Origin of the sequence: Agarivorans sp. Z349TD_8, assembly GCF_050870825.2 — a bacterium.
Lineage (GTDB): Bacteria > Pseudomonadota > Gammaproteobacteria > Enterobacterales > Celerinatantimonadaceae > Agarivorans.
The window spans coordinates 4,354,810-4,376,419 of the sequence record NZ_CP194037.2; the positions used below are offsets into that span (position 1 = coordinate 4,354,810).

Here is a 21,610-nt window from a genome sequence, read left to right on the forward strand (position 1 = left end):
AAATGCCATAGCTTTAAAATTCAATCAAAAGCTTCTAGAAGGGATAATAAAATCAAAAAAGCGTTATAAATTGAAATAAATAACCCTAAATTAACTTTATTAAACCATAACTCGCAAACACTCACTCAGCAGATCTCCTTATACTTTGTTCATCACTCTCCACTTGAGAATTTTAAATGAAATTACCATTTGCCATATTTCGATTAATTAGCCGTCAGCGCACTCTCTTGCCTCGCGCTGGCGGTCCGTTGGGCTAAATTCATTCAATTCAACTGTAGAGATAAATCATGTCCACTTTTAATTATAAAAAATACCAAGCCTTTCAGAAGGTTCACTTACCTAATCGACAATGGCCCAATAACAGTATCAGTCAAGCACCACAGTGGTGTAGTGTGGATCTTCGCGATGGCAATCAGGCCTTGATTGAACCGATGTCGGTGGAACAGAAAAAAACCTTGTTTGCGCTTCTGGTGAAGCTCGGCTTTAAACAGATCGAGGTTGGTTTTCCTGCCGCATCAACCACCGACTACGATTTTGTGCGATGGTTAATCGAGACCAATCAGATCCCGGAAGATGTCTCCATTCAAGTATTAACTCAGGCCCGTTCGGGCTTAATCGAGCGCACATTTGAAGCACTAGCCGGAGCGAAAAACGCGATTGTGCACCTCTATAATTCAACCTCGAGAACACAGCGCGAGAAGGTATTCAAACTGGATAAAGCGGGTATCATTAACATAGCCGTCACTGGTGCAAAAGAACTACAGCGGCAGGCCGAATGTTACCCAGAGACTAATTGGCAATTTCAATATTCACCAGAAAGCTTTACTGGAACCGAACTCGATTTCTCGGTGGAAATTTGTAATGCGGTGGTTGCCCAGTGGCGTCCTTACACCAACAATAAAATAATCATTAATATTCCAGCCACAGTTGAAATGTCGATGCCTAATGTTTACGCCGATCAAATAGAATGGTTTATCCAGCACATCGACCATCGCCAAGATCTCGTGATTAGCCAGCATACCCACAATGACCGCGGCTGTGGGATCGCCGCAGCTGAATTGGGGCAACTTGCCGGAGCCGACCGAGTGGAGGGCACCTTACTCGGCAATGGCGAGCGCACCGGAAATATGGATATCGTGACGATGGCAATGAACCTATACAGTCAAGGGATAAATCCGGAGTTGGACTTGGCCAATATCGATGAAATAGTACAAGTGGTCAAACACTGTACCCAGTTGCCAGTACATCCGCGTCATCCCTATGTTGGTGAATTGGTATTTACCGCTTTCTCTGGCAGCCATCAAGATGCCATTAAGAAATGTTTAGAACAGCAGCAAACTGGCGCGCCTTGGGATGTGGCCTATTTACCGATCGATCCTAGTGACTTAGGTAGAGATTATCAGGAAGTGATCCGTATCAATAGCCAATCAGGCAAAGGCGGGATCGCCTATATCCTTGAGCGAGACTACGGCATTCAACTGCCTCGTTGGGCGCTCATTGAGTTTAGTGCAGTGGTACAACAAGACGCCGAGAAAACGGGTGAAGAAATCACCCCAGAAAAAATATGGCAGCTATTCCAGCAGACTTATTTAAAGCAAAGCCATGCCTATCAACTTGGCCACTACCAAATCAGCTACCAACAGCAAGAACATTTACAGGTTGTATTACAACGGGATGAGCAAACCTGCAGGATTGAAGCCAATGGCAATGGCGCACTGGCCGCCTTTGTCAACGGACTACAGCAGGAATTTGGCTTCACTATCGAGGTTCTCGACTACACTGAACATGCCTTAAGTAGAGGAGCTGAAGCGGAAGCGGTATGTTACATTCAAACTAAGATCGCGAATAAACGCTATCTTGGGGTCGCCATCGATAAAGACATTCTCACCGCAAGCTTAAAAGCGATGTTATGTGCCTTAAATCAAGAGCTGAGCATATCCGCTCAGCTGGAAATGGTCTAGTTAGCTGCGCCATCTGATGTACGCTCAGCCATAAGACTTAATGGTGATGCCCACCCGCACCGTGGGCATGACCATGCGCCAATTCTTCAGCGCTTGCTGGACGAGCCTCAATTAATTTGATAGCAAAGTCGAGATGTTTACCCGCGTAGGGATGGTTGGTATCAACGGTCGCCATAAACTTCCCAACCTTAACCACGGTTACCTGACGAGGGCCTTGCTCAGTTTCCAAGAGCGCAGCCATCCCAGCTTTCCAATGCTTAGCGCCTTGCAAGTGTTTTACCGACACGCGCTGCTCTGCATTTTCATCACGCACACCGTAGCCATCTTCAGGCGCCAAACTTAGCTTGATTTCTGCGCCAGCTTCTAGGCCTTCTAAGGCCTGTTCAATCGCAGGAATCATCGAATTATGGCCGTGCAGGTAAGCGACCGCATCTTGGTCGGTCGCTTCCAATAACGCGCCGTCGGTTTCATGCAGAGTATATTCAAAACGCACCACACTATCTTTTACAACTTTCATGGTCTTCTCTCAAGATGGAAATGTTGCGCTACTACAGCAGAATCGGCGGAGTTTGCCAAGTATTATAGTTATCTTAGGGAAAATGGAAGTAAACAATAGCGAAACGTATTTGTGTACAGCTCAACAAATTAATGTATAACTATTGACCAGCATTCACCGATCAGCCAGTATATTCATAGGAAGCCTATACAATGTCGTAAATCAACAAGGAGGTTACTACCGAGAGAAGTTGATTGTGAGTATAGATAGCAGCATAAACACCCCAGACGATTACAAATTTCAGTGCTCTACATCTAACGAGTTAGCTGAAGCCCTATTTTCTCTACATTCCCTCCCTAGCCAAGCGAATATCGATGAATTGGCTCAACTGAGTTTACAAGTCAAACAATTAAGCCCAGTAAAGCAGCTCAAGCGACTGCATCATGCAGCAGAGCAACAACAACTATTTAAGTGCTTCACTGCTAGTCCTTGGTTTTTTCAAGAAGGTGCCGACTATTTATATCGCCCAGAGCTATTGCTGAATGCGCCACTGACTCAAGTAATTTTGTTGCTTAAAGAAACCTTAGGTCATCGCCATTGGCACAACTTATTACAAATGGCACATCCTCATTATGTTCCGCAGTTACTGGCACGCTTACGTCAATTTGCCACGGATTGTTCTAGGGATTGACACACAAATGTAGCTAAGCCATCAAACCCTCCCAAGTGTGGTAACAAGGTGATGTTTAAGCCCGCATGACTTGCTTCAGCTTGCTGAATAATTCTTGGTAAATCATTCACCACATGCGTACCCGCAGCCAAAAAATGAGGATATAAGGTAATGTTAACAATACCGGCAGCGACACACATATTGATCTGCTGACTAATTGATGGTTCGACTAATTCTAAAAATGCCGCATGAGTTTGCTGATAGCTAGGCAGCTGCCCTGCCATTTGAGCCGCTAAGTCAATCACTTCTTGATTCGATTGCTGACGGCGGCTGCCATGAGCGACAACTAATAACGCTTTCATATACTTCCTTAATTTAGAATTCAACGATGGCAAAGATTCATCACCGCCAGAAAGAGATACCCAATAATACCAATCTGATTCACTATATGAACAACTTATTGCGTAGAATAAATCTGCCGATAACGAGGCATCGAATGCAGTAACTAGTGGCTCTAATTACAAAATACATGACGCAATTAGCGGTGATTTAGGCCAGCAAAAATCAACAGATAATGACTTAGATTGATATAAGCCTTCACTGAAATAAACAGAAATGCCAATGCAGCTAAGACAGCATGACTATATTGGAAAAGGTCGTGGAGAGGAAAGTCTAAAGGAGAGCGGTGAGAAAAGAAACACTAGCCCTTAAAGGGCTAGAGCTAGGGGTTAAACTTTCGAGAACCATAATCAGCACTTAAAGCTTTATGGAGCGCTATTGGCTTAGCGGCCTAAGCTAGATACCGCTCGTCGTGACGAAAATGTTTTTATCTCGAACAAAAATCAAGCACGAAAGCTCAACATGCCCTAGTGTCAAAGCGCTATTATTTAACAGCTTCTTTTAAAGCTTTACCAGCGACGAACGCAGGTACATTAGCAGCAGCAATTTGGATCTCAGCACCAGTCTGAGGATTACGACCGGTACGTGCTGCACGGTGGTTAACTTTGAATGTACCAAAGCCGATTAGCTGAACTTGATCGCCTTCTTTAAGTGCGTCGGTCACAGCACCTAAAGTTGATTCCAAAGCCAATTTAGCTTGAGCTTTTGATAGGTCAGCTTTTTCTGCAATCGCATCAATGAGTTCAGTTTTATTCATAATATCTAAATCCTTTACGTTCGTTTAAATAATCCAGCTTCACTTTAAGAGAAAAAAAAACCCTGCGCAAAGAATTTTTCCACTTTCACGCCTTATTTGACGGGGCTTTAACCAATTTATGCGTAAATAGTCACAAAATCATCCATAATCTTGGCGACGACACCATTTAATTGTCTTCTAAACAGATCCCCAGATTACTCACACCTTGGTTCAACGCGAAGGTTTTCAAAATTTCTACCCCCGATTTCCCTTTCTCTAAATGGTCGATCATATCCAGTAAATCAGTTTGAAATTCTAGCTCTTGTTGGACTAAGTCTTGCCGCAGCATCGCATCTTCATCGAGTTCCCCCAACTGCAATTCTAAGAGGCTCAAAACACTCGCTAAGGAAGTCTGACTAGCTTGTTCTGCTTCCTGGCCTGTCGGCTCAAGTAAACAACTCAATAAGCATTCAACCACCACACAACAATCTAACGCTGGATATACTCCATACATGTCAAACAATTGAGGATCTGGGATCAGCGTTTCGAAGCGCTCTCGCTGAACCGAAAAGTTAATTTTAGTTTGCGGGTGCAAAGCACTTTCCCAAAATAACGCCAGTAAACGACGAAAATCAGCCTCATGAACTTGTTCTGTCGCCTGACAAAACAATAAATAATTAGGCGACATTCGCTGAAGTAGGGCCAAACAATATAAGGATTGCTGCTTAGTCGATAACTTCGCTAAGCGGTCGAGATCACAAGGGGTTAGCATTATTTGCTCCACACTAAGTAAAACGATTAAGGTCATCAAATGCTGATTAGCTTACCATCAACCGCCCTGGTTCACTAAATTTTGAGCCCCCGGTGAGGCTGGATAATACAGATGACAATAAGAAAATATGAGCTGAAAATCATCCGCAGAGGAATTGACCTAGCCACTTCTGAAAGCGTAATTTTTTGCGATGTGCCCCTTATATGCAGCAAGCCCGCTCGTAACTGAACGGAATAAATGGCTAGGAGATTAACTTAACAACTCAGACCAAATATTGAGAGCGACTATTTGGTAAATTGCTAGTTTTTGCAAGAGTATAAAAAACAATGAACCGCGATAGTCACTCGCGGTTCATCTACGGTGGAATAGATTTATTCCCCTCCATCATCAAAGGCAATTTGCTTCTCTAAGTCAAAAGCCGCGAAAGCCCGGTCTCCTAAAGAGTTCAGAACCTTCACCTCACCTTCCAAAATAGCGATAATAATCTTCCCAGCTTTCTTTTCGTTAGGGATAACCACTCGACCTTTTTCACTCTGACCTAAATCAGACAAAACCTGCTGCTGTAACAACAAGGGATTATCTTCGTCGTAATACAGCATCGTTACTTTCATAGCTTATCCCTAACAATTGAGGGTTAATGAATTCAATTTGAAACCCCATATGGCAATCGCAGTATTATATAACAAATATGTAACGTCAACCAAAGTAGTCTCATTCTCTCGCCCTGCTTCACGGCACAAAGGCCCCCTTTCGAGCAAACTTAACCCACACTTGTGATTGAACTATAACTATGGTTTTGACTATAAGCTTAGCTTATAGTCAGCCAATTACTATTTTAGATTAGGAATCATCATGGCTTATCAAGAATACAAAGTTATCGCTATTACCGAAGGTGCCTTAGGGACCTTATTTCTTGGCGCTTCCGGTATGCCCTTGCAAAAAGTAGAGGCAACGCTTAACAAAGAAGCCAGCAATGGCTGGCAATTAGTATTTCAAGTAATTGAAAATAGACGATTTTGGCTATTTTGGTCTAGAGAAACAGTGATCGTCACCTTAGGTCGCTAAACGAATGACCCGACGTGATGATTTAGAAGTACAACAAGAACAACTACGCGCAGAAATACGTCAGCTGCCCGCCCCCTTACGCCAACAATTTTACCAATTGTGGGAAAAACAAGTAAAAGATCCCGACAGCTATGCTGTTCTCAACTATCTATTTATCGCGGGTTTACATCATTTCTATTTGGGTAAATGGCAACGAGGCCTAATCAATTTAACGATATCATTAATGGGACTAAGTATATTGTTTAGTCCCTACTGGATATGGGGGGTGAGTCTATTGTTGCTGGTCAGTCTAATTGAACTTCCAGCATTATTTAGAGCCGAGCTGATCTTATTAGAACATAACAATAAGAGCATGCAGACTCTATTGAAACAAATCGTTAAGCGCTAATCCTTGGGGCCTTTAAACAGCCACAGTAGCAAGCCAAGTATCGGTAATAAGCAAATTAAAAATACCCACAAGTATTTGCGTCCGACTTCGGCGCCACTTTTTAATGTACGAATGATAGCGAACACGTCGCCGATTAAAATCAGCATCGCGATTAGCAATGACAATGACATTGTGATTCCTCTATTTTCAATTTGAAACGTTTATCATAATACTCGCGCTGATTGTGATTGACCCAGCGCATTCTAAATCAATTTGTTGACGTCACTCTATCACGATTTGCGAACATGGGCTGGCCATCATATCTTAGGGATGCAACTGCAATTGCTAGACGAGTAATTACGGCTCACAATAAATCCAACGACAGACAAATACACCATAACGTATCTCTAAACCATTCGTGACTAGGCGGGAATAACGTCATCTGATTGCTCAGCCAAAGCTAAGTACTCAATAGTTTGATTGCCATCAGTAATAATAACACAGCAAAAGCTTGTTTTAATCGCTTCGCTGGCAATCGATACGCCAAGCGACTCCCCACTCGAGCAAACACCGAACTCGTCAATACAATGCCCAACCACGCCGGTAAATAAACATAGCCAATGCTTCCAGGCGGTAGTTCAGCCAGTCCCCAACCGTTGTAGATATAGGCTGAAGCCCCGACCAAGGCAATAGGAATACCACATATCGCAGAAATCGCTACCGCTTTTGGCGCAGCTAAGCCGTACCAGCTTAAGCAAGGAAACAAAATAGTCCCCCCGCCGATGCCAAACATCGCAGAAATGCCGCCAACAAGCGCACCCAGCACACTGGTCCCCCACTGCTGAGGAAGACTTCGTTGTGCCTTCGGTAAACGCCCAAAGCCCATATACCATGCCATGAGTAACAGAAATCCGGCAAAATAATAGCTTAAATGCCGAGCTTGAAGCTGCCCGGCAAGCCACGCCCCCGCGCCAGCACCAAGCAGCAGCCCCAGCATTAAACGGCGAGCGATCAACCAATCAATCGAACCTCGACGATAGTGAGCATAACTAGCGCTACTCGCGGTAAACAAAATCGTCGCCAAGGAGGTGCCTATCGCTAAATGAATTGCCGATTCGCTAGCAAAGCCCATCGCAGCAAAACTACTGATAAGCACTGGCACAATCACCAAGCCACCACCGATCCCAAACAACCCCGACATCAGCCCAGCAACCGCACCAATCAATAAAAAACTAATGAACGTCACGACCTAACCAACACTCCACCTGATAATGCCGCATAGTCTGCTTGAAACAATGCAGTGGCGCAAAGTTTTCTAAAGATTTCGGAGCGAAGTGAGCGTTCGGAATGAATTTTGAGCATCGTTGCCGCGATGTACTCGCTGTTTTGCAACCTTAACCAACTTCATCTTACCCATATTCGTTTGGATAAGTCGCGCATCGCGATCTGCTTTTAATATCAAATCAACCCAGAGCCTATCTCGACAGATCGATAGGTTCCTGATCTAAATATTTTGGTAGGTAAGATAATACTTGAGGCTCACCAATGCTTTTCAGTTTTACCATGGCAATCACGAGTAACACCAGCATCAGTACGACGATTAATTGAAAGGGTGATTTCATAACAACAAATTCTCTATTACGACCTATAAACCACTTCATCCGTAAAGAGTTCCACGACAGCGGCTACTATAGCAAAATCCGTTACTATGGCATAGCGAAACAAAATAGCAGCTGCGCGAAGCGCATCTGCTATTGGCTGATTCATTCCCGCGAATCAAACACAAACCGTTATTGGTGATAACCACGACTCAGTTCGTGTACCGCATCGATAAACGCCCCCGCATGCTCGGGATCAACATCTGGGTGAATACCATGTCCCAAGTTAAATACATGCCCAGAACCTTCACCAAAACCGTCTAAAATATGCTGAACCTCTTGTCTAATACGAGAAACCGGAGCATATAACATCGATGGATCCATATTGCCTTGTAAAGCGACCTTATCTCCCACACGTCGCTTAGCATCGGCGATATTAATCGTCCAGTCTAAACCAACTGCATCACAACCAGTCGCCGCGATCTGCTCTAACCACTGCCCACCATTTTTGGTAAAGAGAGTCACAGGAACCGCCCGGCCGTCGGCTTGACGGGTCAAACCATCGACAATTTTATGCATATAACGCAATGAAAATTCATGGTAGTCGCGCTCCGATAATACGCCGCCCCAAGTATCAAAGATCATTAACGACTGAGCTCCGGCCGCCACTTGGGCATTCAAATACAAGATCACCGAATCGGCTAGTTTGTCGAGTAGCAAATGTAGAGTTTGTGGCTCACTGAAGGCCATCTTTTTAATACCACTGAAAGACTTAGTTGTACCACCTTCCACCATATAAGTGGCGAGCGTCCAAGGGCTACCAGAAAAGCCAATCAACGGCACCTCACCCTTTAGCTCACGCTTAATGGTACGAACTGCATTCATTACATAAACCAGCTCTTGCTCAGGATCGGGGATCGGTAAGGCTTGAACAGCGGCAAGGCTGGTCACTGGCCGTTCAAACTTCGGCCCCTCACCACTGGAAAAATACAAACCTAAACCCATCGCATCAGGAATGGTTAGAATATCGGAGAATAGGATCGCAGCATCCAGCGCAAAACGACGTAAAGGTTGCAACGTCACTTCACAGGCCAAATCTGCATCACGGCAAACCGTCATGAAATCACCAGCATCCGCTCGTACTGCGCGATACTCTGGCAGATAACGACCCGCTTGACGCATCATCCACACAGGGGTGGTATCGACAGGTTGCTTCAACAGAGCTCTTAAATAGCGATCGTTTTTCAATGGCGACATTGGCTTTTCTGATTCCTTATAATTTTTAGCTAGAGCATTGTAACGAGCTACTTTAACAACTCAAGACATTAGTTTAACAATTCAAACACTCCCATGAATCACATTTAAAGTGAAGTTTGGGCTAACCAATGTTCAATCATATCGCGAGCAACCGTTCCAAGAGGCGGCAAATGAGGTAAATCGTTCGCCTCAAACCACTGGGCATCAGCTAATTCTCGGCGATCAATCTTTAGCTCACCATCGGCATATTCTGCAAAATAAGCCGCCATCAATGAATGAGGAAATGCCCAAGGCTGACTCTTCCAATAACGCAAATTTTTAAGTTTAAGCCCGGTTTCCTCATGAGTTTCACGATGTACAGTTTGTTCTAAGGTTTCTCCCGCTTCGACAAAACCTGCAATCGCGGTATACATCGGTTGGGCTTGTTTTTGATGACGACGATGATTAGCCAGTAATAACTGAGAACCATGACTAATTAATACGATAATGCAGGGCGAAACCCGCGGATAGGCGCGAAATCCACACGCCGAGCATAACATGGCTAACTCCCAATCTACTCGTGTCATCGCATGACCACAACAACCGCAAAATTGATGAGTTTTTAAAAACAAAGCAAACTGCTGCGCCTTACCGACGAGGTTAAATAGTTGCGAGTTAAGCAGCGACATGCTGCTACGCAGATCAACCCACTCGCCCATCCCGAGATCCTGAGGATGCTCGAGTTCTAAACGCAAGCAGGGCTCACCTTTATAGCTAGCAAATTGCTCTACTCGACTAAACTCTAATGCAGGTAACGGCAAATCATCAATATCTCCATAGGGCAAGCGTTCACCCTGCGCAATCACCAAAATTTGCTCACCACAAGTGAAAAACCACCAGCCAAATTGCTTACTCACACCACGTTCCTTGCTCTTAAATTTGCTTTATTAGCAAATAATGAACAAGCTTAAACAACTTAACAAGCTTTCCCTGCAGCAAATGTTTAGCCACTCCGCAGTTAAACTAAATATCAGTTGACGAAAGCTTCGATTTTCTTTAGTTATAGAGCTAACGTTAATAGTTTCAGGAGCCATGCCAATGCTAAGAAAACTAGAACAAGCCCAAGCCAAATGGGGCGGTGCGAGTCAAGTCATTGATGCTTGGTTACTCGCCAGAAAGCAATTACTTATCACTTATTGTAATCTCGCGGGGCTACCTCCCTATGAAAGTAAGGAGCGTTCACTGCCGAGTCCCGAAACAATTAGTCATTTTTGCGAACAACTCGTTGATTATGTTTCCACGGGCCACTTCGAAGTTTATGAGCAAATTGTGAGTGGATGTGCTGGTGAAGGCGATAGCCAACCCGCTGAAAAATTACTGCCACAGATCAGCGCAACCACCGAAACCGCGCTCCGTTTTAATGATCAGTATGCCGAGGTCAATGAAGACTTAGAGTTTGCCAGCTTTGATAGAGATTTATCAGAACTTGGGCAGGAAATGGAAGAGCGTTTTGCCATTGAAGACCAATTACTGGACCATTTATATCAGCATAGTCAGCAAAGTGCTGCGGCCAAATAATCAAGTTGCTCACGATTTAAATACGACAAGTTTTAACTCTAAAAACAAAAATGCAGTGCTAGGCACTGCATTTTTAGTATTGCTCAATGCTTAATTAAACTTAACTTGCTGGTTGCTCTTTCGCAGCAGGAGCATCAGCTTTTTCAATATCAAGCAACTCAACTTCAAATATTAAAGTAGAATTTGGCGGGATACTGCCTGCACCATTTTCACCATAACCTAAGTCTGAAGGGATAAAGAACTTGTATTTCGCGCCCTTAGACATCAATTGAACGCCCTCGGTCCAACCAGGAATCACTCGGTTTAATGGGAAGGTTGCTGGCTCGCCACGATCATAAGAGCTATCGAAAGTTGTGCCATCGGTTAGCGTCCCTTTGTAATGCACAGTCACCGTATCTTCTGCGCTCGGTTTATCACCTTCAGCGGCGGTCAAAACTTCATATTGCAAACCAGACTCGGTCACAGTCACGCCTTCACGCGCGGCATTGTCAGCTAAAAACTTATCACTCTCAGCTTTTGCCACAGCAGCGTCTGCTGCCGTCTTCTTCTCGACTAAACCGGCTAGTTTTTCGTCTAATTCTTTTAAAGTAGTTTGAATGTCTTCTTCAGACATCAAAACTTCACCGCCTAAACCATCTTGCATTCCTTTGAGCACTAAAGCGTTATCTAACTCAAGGCCTAGCTCTTTCTGCTGCTCTAAAGTACTCGCAATATAGCGTGATACTGATGCACCGATCGCGTAGGCTTGTCGCTGCTCGGCACTTTCAAAGGCAGCTTTAGCTACCGTGCCCGCGTCAGTTTTCTCGAGGGAAACTTGCTCTACCGCGGGCGCTTCAGCTTTTTCGTCTTGACAACCAGTAACAGCAAAAATAGAGGCGGCCAAAACCGACACGGCAAAATACTTTTTCATTCAATTTCTCCAATAGAATCGCATTAATCTGCGGCTTAGCGAACAAGATCACTATGAATTATTAAACACTTAGCCTACAAAACTCTTATACTAACCCTATTAGTCAACACAACCTAGCGACAGTTCCGTAAAAAACAAAAAATGACATTACTTAAGTGGTTTGTGATTTTCAGCTTTTCTATCCTGACAGCGGCTTGTAGCGAAGAGGCTCCGCCTTCGGCGAGTTGGCAACAAGCGCTGGATGGAGCCTATGCCGCCGATATTTCAGCGGATGGGCAACTGAGCCTAGTGTCTTCAATACACCATGGTTTGACTCTTTGGAATATTAAACAACAACGCCAATTGTTTCAGTGGAACCATCAAAACCAAGAGAATAATCAAGTATTCTTAGTCAAAATCGCCGATGGTAATCGCTATGCGATTAGTGCCAGTCGCGATGATTTTGTGATTTGGGACATCGCCACTGGCCAGGCTCAGGGCTATTGGAAGATCAGTGAATCTAGTATCAGAGATATTGCCCTATCCAGCAACGGCAAGCAGGTCCTGATCGGCCTTGGTGATGGTAAAGTGATTCACCTTGATCTAGTCACTGGCCGACGGTTAGAGTTTCTAGGGCATAGCGAAAAAATCAACTCAGTTGCCTTATCGGCTAACGGCCGCTACGCCTTGACTGGTGGTAACGATTATCAAGCCTTGTTTTGGGATACCCAAACGGCGCAGGTATTACTGCGCTTTCCTCAACAGGGGCGCGTATCGATGGTCGCTCTAGAACCCGATGGAAAATATGCCTTCACCGCAGACAATGGCAAACTTGCCCGAATATGGGCACTTCCCAGCGGTGAGCGAGTCAGCCAACTGAAACTCACCGCCCGACAAAGCCTATTTTCCTATGTTCGTTTTGCCAAACAAGGCGAATGGCTTATCACAGGTTCTGCGGCCCGAAAACTGAGCCTCTGGCATGTAGCCAGCGGCCAAGCCCTGCAGCAATGGTTGGTCACTGCGAAACAAAAAACCCGACCGAAAAGCGCTGTTGTGTATAGCGCGGCGATGCTTGATAATAGCCAGCTGGTGAGCGCAAGCTCTAGTGGTTTCGTTGAAATTTGGGATATAAAGAATTAGCACTATGGATCAGCAAGAACTATTTAGCATGATTGAGCGTCTCGAAACAAAATTGGCCTTTCAGGAAGACACCATTGAACAGCTCAATCTTGCGTTGCAAAGTCAACAACAACAGTTGGATACCCTACAGCACCAATTTAAGCTGATCCGCGGCAAACTCTTCGAGACCGACAATGGCTCGGCGGTGGCACCGCTAGAACAAGAAACTCCGCCGCCTCATTACTAAGCCCTAGGTTTGGATTTGAGCATGTCTTTTCAATTTCGTTTAGCGCTAGAAAGTGACCTTCCCTGTATTGTTGATATCTACAATTCGATCATTGAATCGCGCCAAGTCACCGCCGATACCAAACCACAAACGGTAGCTTCGCGCTTAGACTGGTTTAAGCAACACCAAAAACCTCAACGTCCTTTGTATGTAATAGAACAGCATGGTGAAACCATTGCCTGGTTAAGTTTTAGTGATTTCTATGGCCGCCCCGCCTATCAACACAGCGCCGAAATTAGCCTTTATTTAGCCGAGCAGCATCGCGGTAAAGGCTTAGGAAAAGCCATATTACAAGCCGCCGAACCGATCGCCAAAACATTGGAGATTGAAATTTTACTGGCTTTCATTTTTAGCCATAACACACCAAGCCTGGCTTTATTCGATAAACTCGCTTACCAACTTTGGGGCCAGCTACCCAGCGTCGCGAGGATGGACCAGCAAACCTATAACCTCACAATTTTGGGTAAACAATTATAAATCGGTTTGCCACTAGGATGCTTAGGGCTTAAACAAACCAATTAGCTCAGCATCTGTCGACTCACTCGCTTGCCCTTCTGGACGCTCGGCATGATAGCCACAACTAACACATTCCACCGACTCTAACGTGAGCCCTTGCTGCTCCACGATGATCAGTTTTAAGGAATCGAGTTCTCCGCACTCGGGACATACCGCACCCGCGATAAAACGATGTTTTGCCATAATTCACTCTACTTTGTTCTGCGCTGTCGCTATGCGCCATAAGCTGCATCAGGTATCATAGCGGCATTATTGCACATTTTTAGTAGCGCATAGCAACAACCATGATCGTAGCCAACAGTATTAGCCTTCAACGCGGTAGCAAATTTCTTTTAGAGGAAACCAATCTCACCATCCATCCCGGACAAAAAGTAGGTTTAGTCGGCCAAAATGGTTGCGGTAAATCGTCTTTATTTGCTTTGCTAAAGCAGCAACTGCATGTCGATGCTGGAGAATTGAGTGTCCCCAGCAAATGGCAAATTGCCAGCGTTGCGCAAGAAACCCCTGCGCTAAACCGCAAAGCCATCGATTACGTAATTGATGGTGATTTTGAGTTCCGCAAAGTGGAGCAACAAATTGCCGATGCCGAATCTGCCGGGAATGGTGAACTCATCGCGACCCTACACAATAAATTAGATACTATTGGTGGTTATCAAATCCGCGCCAGAGCGGCCGAATTATTGGCCGGCTTAGGATTTAGCGAAGCAGGACAACAGCAGAGTGTCAGCGATTTCTCCGGTGGATGGCGAATGCGACTCAATTTGGCTCAAGCTTTATTGGTACGCTCAGACTTATTACTACTCGATGAACCAACTAACCACCTTGATCTAGATACCGTTGTCTGGTTAGAACAGTGGTTAAAGCGCTACCCCGGCACCCTCATCTTAATCTCGCATGACCGTGACTTTCTAGACAACATCATTAACCGAATTGTGCACATTGAAAATCGCCAGCTAAATGAATATACCGGCAGTTATTCTGATTTCGAACAAATGCGAGCAACACACTTGGCTCAACAGCAGGCAATGTTTGAAAAGCAACAACGTGAGCGCGCCCACATGCAAAGTTTTGTGGACCGATTCCGTTACAAAGCCAGTAAAGCCAAACAAGCACAGAGCCGACTAAAAGCCTTAGAAAAAATGGAACTGATTAGCCAAGCGCATGTGGATTCACAGTTTAGTTTTCGCTTTAGAGAGCCCGACAGCCTACCTTTACCCTTGTTAACGATGGAAAAAGTAAGTGCCGGTTATGCCGACAAAACCATTCTTGAACAAGTCGAATTCAATTTAGTACCGGGCAGCCGGATCGGCCTACTGGGGCGCAACGGTGCTGGTAAATCCACCTTTATCAAGTTGTTATCCGGTGAGCTTAAAGCTTTAGCTGGCGATGTTGAAATTAACAAAGCAGCTAAAGTGGGTTATTTCGCCCAACACCAATTAGAAACATTGCGCCCCAACGATACCCCAATGCAGCATCTACAACGACTCGCGCCCACCACCACCGAAGCCGATCTGCGTAAATATTTAGGTAGTTTTGGGTTTCAAGGCGACCAAGCCCTAGAGCCTGTAGCTCCCTTTAGCGGCGGCGAAAAAGCCCGCTTGGTTCTCGCTTTAGTCGTATGGCAAAAGCCAAATTTGTTACTACTCGATGAGCCCACCAACCACCTCGATTTAGAGATGCGTTATGCGCTCACCCTCGCCTTACAAGAATTCAATGGGGCAATGATCATCGTCTCTCACGATCGGGCACTACTACGAGCCACAACCGATGAATTTTACTTAGTCGATAGCCAACGAGTTTCTCCTTTTGCTGGCGATTTAAACGATTATCAGCAATGGCTAAGCCAAGCCAACCGCGCAGAGAACACCAGTAGTACCGGCACCGCTGGGACGAATTCGATTGCTCAACGCAAAGAACAAAAACGTAAAGAGGCTGAGTTTCGCCAGCAAACCCGCGGTATTCGCAAACAGTTGGAAGTGCTTGAAAAACGCAGTCATAAAGCCCAGCAAGCCCTAACTGAAATAGAGCAACGGATGGCCGATCCTGAACTGTACACCGCCGACAACAAACAACAACTGCAACAGTGCTTACAACAACAGGCAACACTAAAAATTGAATTAGAAGAAACGGAGCTGCAATGGTTTGATCTACAAGAACAGTTGGAACAGCAACAACAAGCCTTTGGGATCAGTGCCGAGGAATAACTTTACTTGACCGATTACACCACTCAGGTAAGGTTAACAACAATACTATTAATAATAAATCAAGGATGTCTATGAATGCCACGCAAGATCGCCCCAGTTTATTGATTGGTTTATTGCTGATCATTGTCGGTATTGGGGTAATTGCTTACGTACTACCGCAGGCCGTCAACCTCATCACCCTACCGCAAGATGCCCCCTTTATGCAGCATTTCTTTAGCTGGTTAATGGCCGATACAAATGCGATTAACAGTCAAGTGAGTGAAGAGTTTTTCGAAATATTTCAAACATTTATTAAGGTGATTGTGCTCATCGTATTTTTATATGTTTGCTTAAAACTAGTCAGTATTGGCTTATTAATTATAAAAGAAGGGGTGAGCCTGATTCGACCTCAACCGCAAACCAGTAAAGATAAAAACTAAACGGCTTCTCTTTGGCAGGTCATCGTGACCCGCCAGATTTTCTTTTGCTACCAATGCAACAGAACACTGGCTAAGCTAAAGTACACTAATACCCCAGAGACATCGGCAATAGTGGCAACCAATGGCCCAGAAGCGGTGGCAGGGTCTAGCTTCATTTTGTTTAATAAAAACGGCAAACTAAGACCGACCAAAGATCCGACCAATACGATAACCACCATCGACATCGATACTATCAACGCCACTTCTGGGCCGCCACGATATATACCCACCCCATAGACAGCAATCGCCATCGTCATACCAAGCGCCAAGCCAACCAGTAATTCGCGACTAAATAACTTCGCCCAGTCACTTTTATCGACTTCACCAGTAGCTAAGGCTCGCACCATTAAGGCTGCGGCTTGAGAACCGGCGTTACCGCCGCTACCGATTAATAAAGGTAAAAAGAATACTAAGGCCACATGGCTGGCAATGATGTCTTCGAAATGCGCAATTCCTGCGCCGGAAAACATCGCACCAAATACTAATAATACTAACCACAGCACTCGCTTACGGTACAGTTCCCAGATGCTCACTCGGTCGACGGTTTGATCCAGCTTCCCCACTGAAGCACTCTTTTGCGCATCCTCGGTGGCTTCTTCCACAGCCGCATCCATGGCATCGTCATAGGTGACAATACCCACCAGTTTGTGCTGCTCATCTACCACTGGTAATGCCAGCAAATCATAATGACGGATCTGCTGACTGGCGTGCTCTTGACTATCCTCGACCGCCATTGCAACCACTTCGGTACGCATCAACTCACTTACCTGCTTATCTGGCGAGGCTAGAATCAATTCACGTAAGGAGATCGTCCCCAACAAGCGACGTTGCGCATTAATCACGTAGGTTTGATAAATGGTTTCCTTATCGGGCGCTTCTAAACGCAACTGCTTGAGCGCTCGGCTCACTAACCAATGCTCCTTCAGCGTAGCGTAGTCAGAAGTCATAATCGCACCAACCGTTCCCTCCGCATAACTGGCGAGTTGACGTAGATCTTCACGTTCAGCCTGCGCTAAACCAGGAAGCACCATCGCCTGTTGTTCTTCATCTAGATCATTGTACAAATCAGCTCGTTCATCAGCATCCATTCGGGAAAACAAAGCCGCTAATTTATGTCGTTTCATCAAGCCTGCAACTTCAGCTTGCAAATAAGGAGGAAGATAAGAAAAAACTTTGGCTCGATCTGCCAAAGAGAACATCGAAATTAACGGAAGCGCTTCTTTAGGGTCAAATTCAGCGAGTGCTTTACCAATATCGGCAAGGTGGTAATCGTCTAAAGTTGCACGCAAACTTGATTTATCAAGACTAACTAAGGCAAGCTCTAATTTTTGGTGAAGATGTGCCATTAACTGCTCCAGCTATCGCATAGAGCTCGGCGAAAAATGACCGACTACGCGATTAAAAACGGTGATAGAAAATAGGAAAAAGAATTTAAATGTCGACTGTCGGGGTCAGGGGTCATAAACAAATCTCGATGACAAAATCGGCGCAAATTGTAGGAGGGTTATGCTTTTAATACAAGGAATTTATGCCGCTTATCAGGCGAAATAAGCGGCAGGAAAACAAATGACTAAACGCTAGTAACCCAAGTTAGGCGCCAGCCAACGCTCGGCTTGCTCTAAACTCATATTTTTACGTTGCGCATAATCCTCTACCTGATCGCGTTGGATCGAAGCCACTGCAAAATAGCGACTATCAGGGTGAGAGAAATACCAGCCAGACACAGCGGCTCCAGGCCACATCGCATAGCTATCCGTTAACTGCATCCCAATCCGTTGCTCAACCTCTAACAGCTCCCAAATCAAGCCTTTTTCAGTATGTTCCGGACAAGCAGGGTAACCCGGCGCAGGGCGGATCCCTTGATAGTTTTCACGGATTAGCTCTTCATAAGCGAGCCTTTCATCGGCCGCATAGCCCCAAAACCTTTTACGTACCTGAGCATGCAAGTATTCAGCAAATCCCTCCGCCAAACGATCAGCTATCGCCTTCACCATGATCGCGTTGTAATCATCGCCTTCTGCTTTATAAGCCTCCGCCAATTCATCTTCACCAAATCCACCAGTGACCGCAAAACCACCAAAATAATCGGCTTTACCGCTAGATTTAGGTGCGATGAAATCAGCCAAACAATAGTTAGCCGCTTTCGCCTTCTCGGTTTGCTGGCGAAGTTGGCAGCTTAGCCCCAATAACTCAGAGCGAGATTCATCACGGTAAATTTCTATATCATCACCCACACTATTGGCTGGGAACAAACCAAATACACCAGAAACTTTAACCTCACGTTTTTGTTTAAATCGCTCTAACATTGCTTTGGCATCGGCAAATAAGCGTTTGGCCTCTTCGCCAACTACTTTATCTTCTAGAATACGTGGATATTTTCCGGCCAAAGACCAGGTCATGAAGAATGGCGTCCAATCAATGTAAGGTTCAATCTCTGAGATAGCGACGTCTTCGAAATGCTGGATCCCCAATTGCTTCGGCACTGGCGGCGTATAATTTTCCCAATCAAGCTGCAACTTATTGGCGCGGGCGACTTCAAGGCTGACAGGTGGGGTACGCGGACGTTTGCGCGCATGTTGCTCTCGAACAATCTCATAATCTTTGGCTAACTTTTTAACAAAATCCGGCCGCTGTTCATCAGATAATAAACTTGCACATACCCCAACCGCTCGTGAGGCGTTGGAAACATAGACCACCGGATGTTGGTAGTTTTGCTCGATCTTCACCGCTGTATGCGCCTTGGAGGTTGTTGCACCACCAATCAGTAAAGGGATATCCATGCCTGTACGTTGCATTTCTTTAGCGACATGCACCATTTCATCTAGCGACGGAGTGATCAGCCCTGATAGACCGATCATATCCACATTTTCTTCTTTAGCGACTTTTAAGATCTTATCGCAAGGCACCATCACCCCGAGATCAATAACCTCAAAATTATTACACTGCAGCACTACTCCAACAATATTTTTACCAATATCATGCACATCACCTTTTACGGTGGCCATCACAATTTTACCGTTAGAGCGCTTCCCCTCACCTTTCTCCGCTTCAATAAAGGGTTGCAGATAAGCCACCGCTCGTTTCATCACTCGCGCCGATTTAACCACCTGCGGTAAAAACATTTTCCCTTCACCAAACAGATCGCCGACCACATTCATGCCATCCATCAAGGGCCCTTCAATCACATGTAAAGGGCGCTCTGCAGCTTGACGGGCTAATTCGGTATCATCTTCGATGAATTCTGTGATCCCCTTCACCAAGGCGTGCTCAAGACGTTTGTTAACCGGCCAACTCCGCCATTCTTGGTCTTGACTATTCTCTTGCTGACTCCCGTCACCACGATACTTCTCGGCAATTTCGAGTAGTTCTTCAGTCGCATTGTTATGCGTATTAAGAACAACTGCCTCGACTTTATCTTTTAGTTCCTTAGGAATGTCTTCGTAAATGGCCAGTTGACCTGCATTAACAATCCCCATGTCCATGCCATTTTTAATGGCATAATACAAAAACACCGCATGAATCGCTTCTCGAACTGGATTATTCCCGCGGAAGGAGAAACTAACGTTAGACACTCCACCTGAGATCATCGCGTGGGGTAGATTTTGTTTAATATCTTTGACCGCTTCGATAAAATCAACGGCATAGTTATTATGCTCATCAATACCGGTCGCAACCGCAAAAATATTGGGGTCAAAAATGATATCTTCCGGTGGAAAACCCACCTGATTCACCAAAATATCGTAGGACTTGCTACAGATCTCAAACTTACGCTCACGGGTATCTGCCTGGCCCTCTTCATCAAAGGCCATAACAATCACCGCAGCACCGTAGCGACGTAAAATTTTAGCCTGACGAATAAAGGGCTCCACGCCTTCTTTCATGGAAATGGAGTTCACGACGGGTTTGCCCTGGACACACTGCAGACCCGCTTCAAGAATCTCCCACTTAGACGAGTCGATCATCACCGGTACCTTAGCGATATCAGGCTCACCGGCGATCATATTCAAAAAGCGCACCATCGCAGCTTTTGAATCCAACATCCCCTCATCCATGTTGACATCAATGATTTGCGCGCCGTTTTCCACTTGGGTCAGTGCTATTTCAATCGCTTTATCGTAATTTTCCTCGACGATTAACCGTTTAAACATCGCCGAACCGGTCACGTTATTCCGTTCACCAACGTTCACAAATAGTGTTTCAGGCGTGATCGTGAGCGGTTCCAAACCAGACAAACGGCAGGCCACTTCAATTTCAGGTCGTTGACGCGGCGCAACCCCTTCAACAGCCTCAGCCATCGCCTTAATATGCTCCGGCGTGGTCCCACAACATCCACCGACAAGGTTTAGGAAACCGGCACGAGCCCATTCACCAATGTGTTCCGCCATTTCGGTCGCTTCAAGATCGTATTCACCAAAAGCATTCGGCAGGCCGGCATTCGGATGAGCCGATACATAGCTTTCACTCACCCGGCTAAGCTCTTCCACATACTGACGCAGCTCATCAGGCCCCAATGCACAGTTAAGTCCCATACTAATCGGTTCTGCGTGGCGTAAGGCATTATAAAATGCTTCTGTGGTTTGACCGCTCAAGGTTCGACCAGAGGCGTCAGTAATGGTGCCAGAGATCATAATCGGCAGTTCGATAGACAATTCATCAAAGACGGTTTTAACCGCGAATACCGCAGCTTTGGCATTTAAGGTATCAAAGATCGTCTCGATAAGAATTAGGTCACAACCCCCTTCAATTAACGCGATAGTCGATTCCTTATAGGCTTCGACTAACTCATTAAAAGTGACATTACGAAAGCCGGGATCATTCACATCAGGAGAGATAGAACAAGTACGGTTAGTTGGCCCTAATACCCCAGCTACAAAACGTGGGCGCTCAGGCTGAAGGGCCGTCACCTCATCGGCCACCTGCCTAGCTAAACGTGCGGCTTCGCGATTGATTTCAGCAGAATAATCCTGCATATCATAATCAGCCATGGCGATAGTGGTGGCATTAAAGGTATTGGTTTCGAGAATATCGGCGCCCGCTAACAAATACTCACGATGAATATCTGCAATAATCTTCGCTTGGGTCAGCACCAACATGTCGTTGTTGCCTTTTACATCGGTATGCCAATCAGCAAAACGCTCCCCACGATAGTCAGCCTCTTGCAACTTATAAGACTGGATCATGGTGCCCATACCACCATCAATAATCATGATTCGTTGCAATAATTGTTTTTCTAGTTCAAGCCTTACTGACACGGGAACAT

24 protein-coding genes are annotated in these 21,610 nt (G+C 45.4%); 10 read left to right on the forward strand and 14 right to left on the reverse strand.

Annotated features, from left to right (window positions below):
• Positions 1 to 287 precede the first annotated feature (287 nt).
• Positions 288 to 1,961: a 2-isopropylmalate synthase gene (leuA, locus tag ACRRS1_RS19590; protein ID WP_432460245.1), complete on the forward strand. Its 1,674-nt coding sequence runs from the start codon at positions 288 to 290 to the stop codon at positions 1,959 to 1,961.
• Between the two features lie 37 nt (positions 1,962 to 1,998).
• Here leuA and ACRRS1_RS19595 read toward each other — a convergent pair whose 3' ends face one another.
• The gene (locus ACRRS1_RS19595) at positions 1,999 to 2,478 is read right to left on the reverse strand and encodes an FKBP-type peptidyl-prolyl cis-trans isomerase (RefSeq protein ID WP_432455828.1); all 480 of its coding nucleotides are present in this window, start codon (positions 2,476 to 2,478) and stop codon (positions 1,999 to 2,001) included.
• Positions 2,479 to 2,713: 235 nt separating this feature from the next.
• On the opposite strand from ACRRS1_RS19595, the gene ACRRS1_RS19600 reads away from it, so the two are divergent.
• Positions 2,714 to 3,148: a hypothetical protein gene (locus tag ACRRS1_RS19600; protein WP_432455827.1), complete on the forward strand. Its 435-nt coding sequence runs from the start codon at positions 2,714 to 2,716 to the stop codon at positions 3,146 to 3,148.
• Here the strand turns inward: ACRRS1_RS19600 and ACRRS1_RS19605 are convergent.
• The 4 genes from ACRRS1_RS19605 to ACRRS1_RS19620 all read right to left on the reverse strand — a co-directional run bounded on the left by ACRRS1_RS19605 (position 3,118) and on the right by ACRRS1_RS19620 (position 5,645).
• Positions 3,118 to 3,489: a sirohydrochlorin chelatase gene (locus ACRRS1_RS19605; RefSeq protein WP_432460246.1), complete on the reverse strand. Its 372-nt coding sequence runs from the start codon at positions 3,487 to 3,489 to the stop codon at positions 3,118 to 3,120. The genes ACRRS1_RS19600 and ACRRS1_RS19605 overlap by 31 nt on opposite strands.
• A gap of 521 nt (positions 3,490 to 4,010) precedes the next feature.
• Complete coding sequence (hupA, locus tag ACRRS1_RS19610; protein ID WP_432455825.1) at positions 4,011 to 4,283, reverse strand: nucleoid-associated protein HU-alpha; 273 nt, start codon at positions 4,281 to 4,283, stop codon at positions 4,011 to 4,013.
• A 166-nt stretch (positions 4,284 to 4,449) separates the two neighbouring features.
• Positions 4,450 to 5,034 (reverse strand): YjaG family protein, encoded by a 585-nt coding sequence (locus ACRRS1_RS19615; protein ID WP_432460247.1) that lies wholly within the window; start codon positions 5,032 to 5,034, stop codon positions 4,450 to 4,452.
• Between the two features lie 371 nt (positions 5,035 to 5,405).
• Positions 5,406 to 5,645, reverse strand: a complete 240-nt coding sequence (locus tag ACRRS1_RS19620; protein WP_432455822.1) for a TIGR02922 family protein — start codon at positions 5,643 to 5,645, stop codon at positions 5,406 to 5,408.
• 241 nt (positions 5,646 to 5,886) lie between these two features.
• Between ACRRS1_RS19620 and ACRRS1_RS19625 the strand changes: the two genes are divergently transcribed.
• Positions 5,887 to 6,099, forward strand: a complete 213-nt coding sequence (locus tag ACRRS1_RS19625; protein ID WP_432455821.1) for a DUF4177 domain-containing protein — start codon at positions 5,887 to 5,889, stop codon at positions 6,097 to 6,099.
• Positions 6,100 to 6,103: 4 nt separating this feature from the next.
• On the forward strand, positions 6,104 to 6,487 hold the full coding sequence (locus ACRRS1_RS19630) for a TM2 domain-containing protein (protein WP_432460248.1): 384 nt from the start codon (positions 6,104 to 6,106) through the stop codon (positions 6,485 to 6,487).
• Here the strand turns inward: ACRRS1_RS19630 and ACRRS1_RS19635 are convergent.
• From ACRRS1_RS19635 to nudC, 5 genes are all read right to left on the reverse strand, one after another.
• Positions 6,484 to 6,657 carry a PLDc N-terminal domain-containing protein gene (locus ACRRS1_RS19635; protein ID WP_432455819.1) on the reverse strand — a complete coding sequence of 58 codons (174 nt, stop codon included), beginning with the start codon at positions 6,655 to 6,657 and terminating at the stop codon, positions 6,484 to 6,486. The genes ACRRS1_RS19630 and ACRRS1_RS19635 overlap by 4 nt on opposite strands.
• A gap of 269 nt (positions 6,658 to 6,926) precedes the next feature.
• Positions 6,927 to 7,712, reverse strand: a complete 786-nt coding sequence (locus tag ACRRS1_RS19640) for a sulfite exporter TauE/SafE family protein (protein WP_432455818.1) — start codon at positions 7,710 to 7,712, stop codon at positions 6,927 to 6,929.
• A gap of 229 nt (positions 7,713 to 7,941) precedes the next feature.
• Positions 7,942 to 8,088, reverse strand: coding sequence for a hypothetical protein (locus ACRRS1_RS19645; protein WP_432455817.1), 147 nt, complete (start codon positions 8,086 to 8,088; stop codon positions 7,942 to 7,944).
• Positions 8,089 to 8,256: 168 nt separating this feature from the next.
• Positions 8,257 to 9,321, reverse strand: coding sequence for a uroporphyrinogen decarboxylase (hemE, locus tag ACRRS1_RS19650; protein ID WP_432460249.1), 1,065 nt, complete (start codon positions 9,319 to 9,321; stop codon positions 8,257 to 8,259).
• Between the two features lie 104 nt (positions 9,322 to 9,425).
• Positions 9,426 to 10,217 (reverse strand): NAD(+) diphosphatase, encoded by a 792-nt coding sequence (nudC, locus tag ACRRS1_RS19655; RefSeq protein ID WP_432468888.1) that lies wholly within the window; start codon positions 10,215 to 10,217, stop codon positions 9,426 to 9,428.
• Between the two features lie 181 nt (positions 10,218 to 10,398).
• On the opposite strand from nudC, the gene rsd reads away from it, so the two are divergent.
• On the forward strand, positions 10,399 to 10,878 hold the full coding sequence (gene rsd, locus ACRRS1_RS19660; protein ID WP_432455814.1) for a sigma D regulator: 480 nt from the start codon (positions 10,399 to 10,401) through the stop codon (positions 10,876 to 10,878).
• A gap of 100 nt (positions 10,879 to 10,978) precedes the next feature.
• Here the strand turns inward: rsd and fkpA are convergent, their stop codons facing one another.
• Entirely contained in the window at positions 10,979 to 11,788 is an 810-nt protein-coding gene (gene fkpA, locus ACRRS1_RS19665) for an FKBP-type peptidyl-prolyl cis-trans isomerase (protein ID WP_432455813.1), read from the reverse strand.
• 141 nt (positions 11,789 to 11,929) lie between these two features.
• Here fkpA and ACRRS1_RS19670 point away from each other — a divergent pair, with 141 nt between their 5' ends.
• Genes ACRRS1_RS19670 through ACRRS1_RS19680 form a run of 3 tightly spaced genes read left to right on the forward strand, consistent with a single transcriptional unit; the run spans position 11,930 to position 13,649 of the window.
• On the forward strand, positions 11,930 to 12,907 hold the full coding sequence (locus ACRRS1_RS19670; RefSeq protein ID WP_432455812.1) for a WD40 repeat domain-containing protein: 978 nt from the start codon (positions 11,930 to 11,932) through the stop codon (positions 12,905 to 12,907).
• A gap of 4 nt (positions 12,908 to 12,911) precedes the next feature.
• Entirely contained in the window at positions 12,912 to 13,133 is a 222-nt protein-coding gene (locus ACRRS1_RS19675; protein WP_432463879.1) for a SlyX family protein, read from the forward strand.
• Positions 13,134 to 13,154: 21 nt separating this feature from the next.
• The gene (locus tag ACRRS1_RS19680; RefSeq protein ID WP_432460250.1) at positions 13,155 to 13,649 is read left to right on the forward strand and encodes a GNAT family N-acetyltransferase; all 495 of its coding nucleotides are present in this window, start codon (positions 13,155 to 13,157) and stop codon (positions 13,647 to 13,649) included.
• Positions 13,650 to 13,670: 21 nt separating this feature from the next.
• Here ACRRS1_RS19680 and ACRRS1_RS19685 read toward each other — a convergent pair whose 3' ends face one another.
• A complete protein-coding gene (locus tag ACRRS1_RS19685; protein WP_432455809.1) occupies positions 13,671 to 13,871 on the reverse strand; it encodes a YheV family putative zinc ribbon protein in 201 nt (66 codons plus the stop codon).
• Between the two features lie 101 nt (positions 13,872 to 13,972).
• Here ACRRS1_RS19685 and ACRRS1_RS19690 point away from each other — a divergent pair, with 101 nt between their 5' ends.
• Positions 13,973 to 15,892 carry an ABC transporter ATP-binding protein gene (locus tag ACRRS1_RS19690; protein WP_432460252.1) on the forward strand — a complete coding sequence of 640 codons (1,920 nt, stop codon included), beginning with the start codon at positions 13,973 to 13,975 and terminating at the stop codon, positions 15,890 to 15,892.
• Between the two features lie 71 nt (positions 15,893 to 15,963).
• Complete coding sequence (locus ACRRS1_RS19695; RefSeq protein ID WP_432460253.1) at positions 15,964 to 16,311, forward strand: hypothetical protein; 348 nt, start codon at positions 15,964 to 15,966, stop codon at positions 16,309 to 16,311.
• Positions 16,312 to 16,358: 47 nt separating this feature from the next.
• Here ACRRS1_RS19695 and mgtE read toward each other — a convergent pair whose 3' ends face one another.
• Positions 16,359 to 17,696, reverse strand: a complete 1,338-nt coding sequence (gene mgtE / locus ACRRS1_RS19700) for a magnesium transporter (RefSeq protein ID WP_432455806.1) — start codon at positions 17,694 to 17,696, stop codon at positions 16,359 to 16,361.
• Between the two features lie 231 nt (positions 17,697 to 17,927).
• Positions 17,928 to 21,557: a methionine synthase gene (metH, locus tag ACRRS1_RS19705; RefSeq protein WP_439036019.1), complete on the reverse strand. Its 3,630-nt coding sequence runs from the start codon at positions 21,555 to 21,557 to the stop codon at positions 17,928 to 17,930.
• Positions 21,558 to 21,610 lie beyond the last annotated feature (53 nt).

Coding starts and splice junctions, on each gene's coding strand:
- leuA (WP_432460245.1), top strand. CDS start 288: ATGTCCACTTTTAATTATAAAAAATACCAAGCCTTTCAGAAGGTTCAC.
- ACRRS1_RS19595 (WP_432455828.1), bottom strand. CDS start 2,478: ATGAAAGTTGTAAAAGATAGTGTGGTGCGTTTTGAATATACTCTGCAT.
- ACRRS1_RS19605 (WP_432460246.1), bottom strand. CDS start 3,489: ATGAAAGCGTTATTAGTTGTCGCTCATGGCAGCCGCCGTCAGCAATCG.
- hupA (WP_432455825.1), bottom strand. CDS start 4,283: ATGAATAAAACTGAACTCATTGATGCGATTGCAGAAAAAGCTGACCTA.
- ACRRS1_RS19615 (WP_432460247.1), bottom strand. CDS start 5,034: ATGCTAACCCCTTGTGATCTCGACCGCTTAGCGAAGTTATCGACTAAG.
- ACRRS1_RS19620 (WP_432455822.1), bottom strand. CDS start 5,645: ATGAAAGTAACGATGCTGTATTACGACGAAGATAATCCCTTGTTGTTA.
- ACRRS1_RS19625 (WP_432455821.1), top strand. CDS start 5,887: ATGGCTTATCAAGAATACAAAGTTATCGCTATTACCGAAGGTGCCTTA.
- ACRRS1_RS19630 (WP_432460248.1), top strand. CDS start 6,104: ATGACCCGACGTGATGATTTAGAAGTACAACAAGAACAACTACGCGCA.
- ACRRS1_RS19635 (WP_432455819.1), bottom strand. CDS start 6,657: ATGTCATTGTCATTGCTAATCGCGATGCTGATTTTAATCGGCGACGTG.
- ACRRS1_RS19645 (WP_432455817.1), bottom strand. CDS start 8,088: ATGAAATCACCCTTTCAATTAATCGTCGTACTGATGCTGGTGTTACTC.
- hemE (WP_432460249.1), bottom strand. CDS start 9,321: ATGTCGCCATTGAAAAACGATCGCTATTTAAGAGCTCTGTTGAAGCAA.
- rsd (WP_432455814.1), top strand. CDS start 10,399: ATGCTAAGAAAACTAGAACAAGCCCAAGCCAAATGGGGCGGTGCGAGT.
- fkpA (WP_432455813.1), bottom strand. CDS start 11,788: ATGAAAAAGTATTTTGCCGTGTCGGTTTTGGCCGCCTCTATTTTTGCT.
- ACRRS1_RS19670 (WP_432455812.1), top strand. CDS start 11,930: ATGACATTACTTAAGTGGTTTGTGATTTTCAGCTTTTCTATCCTGACA.
- ACRRS1_RS19675 (WP_432463879.1), top strand. CDS start 12,912: ATGGATCAGCAAGAACTATTTAGCATGATTGAGCGTCTCGAAACAAAA.
- ACRRS1_RS19680 (WP_432460250.1), top strand. CDS start 13,155: ATGTCTTTTCAATTTCGTTTAGCGCTAGAAAGTGACCTTCCCTGTATT.
- ACRRS1_RS19685 (WP_432455809.1), bottom strand. CDS start 13,871: ATGGCAAAACATCGTTTTATCGCGGGTGCGGTATGTCCCGAGTGCGGA.
- ACRRS1_RS19690 (WP_432460252.1), top strand. CDS start 13,973: ATGATCGTAGCCAACAGTATTAGCCTTCAACGCGGTAGCAAATTTCTT.
- ACRRS1_RS19695 (WP_432460253.1), top strand. CDS start 15,964: ATGAATGCCACGCAAGATCGCCCCAGTTTATTGATTGGTTTATTGCTG.
- mgtE (WP_432455806.1), bottom strand. CDS start 17,696: ATGGCACATCTTCACCAAAAATTAGAGCTTGCCTTAGTTAGTCTTGAT.
- metH (WP_439036019.1), bottom strand. CDS start 21,557: ATGATTATTGATGGTGGTATGGGCACCATGATCCAGTCTTATAAGTTG.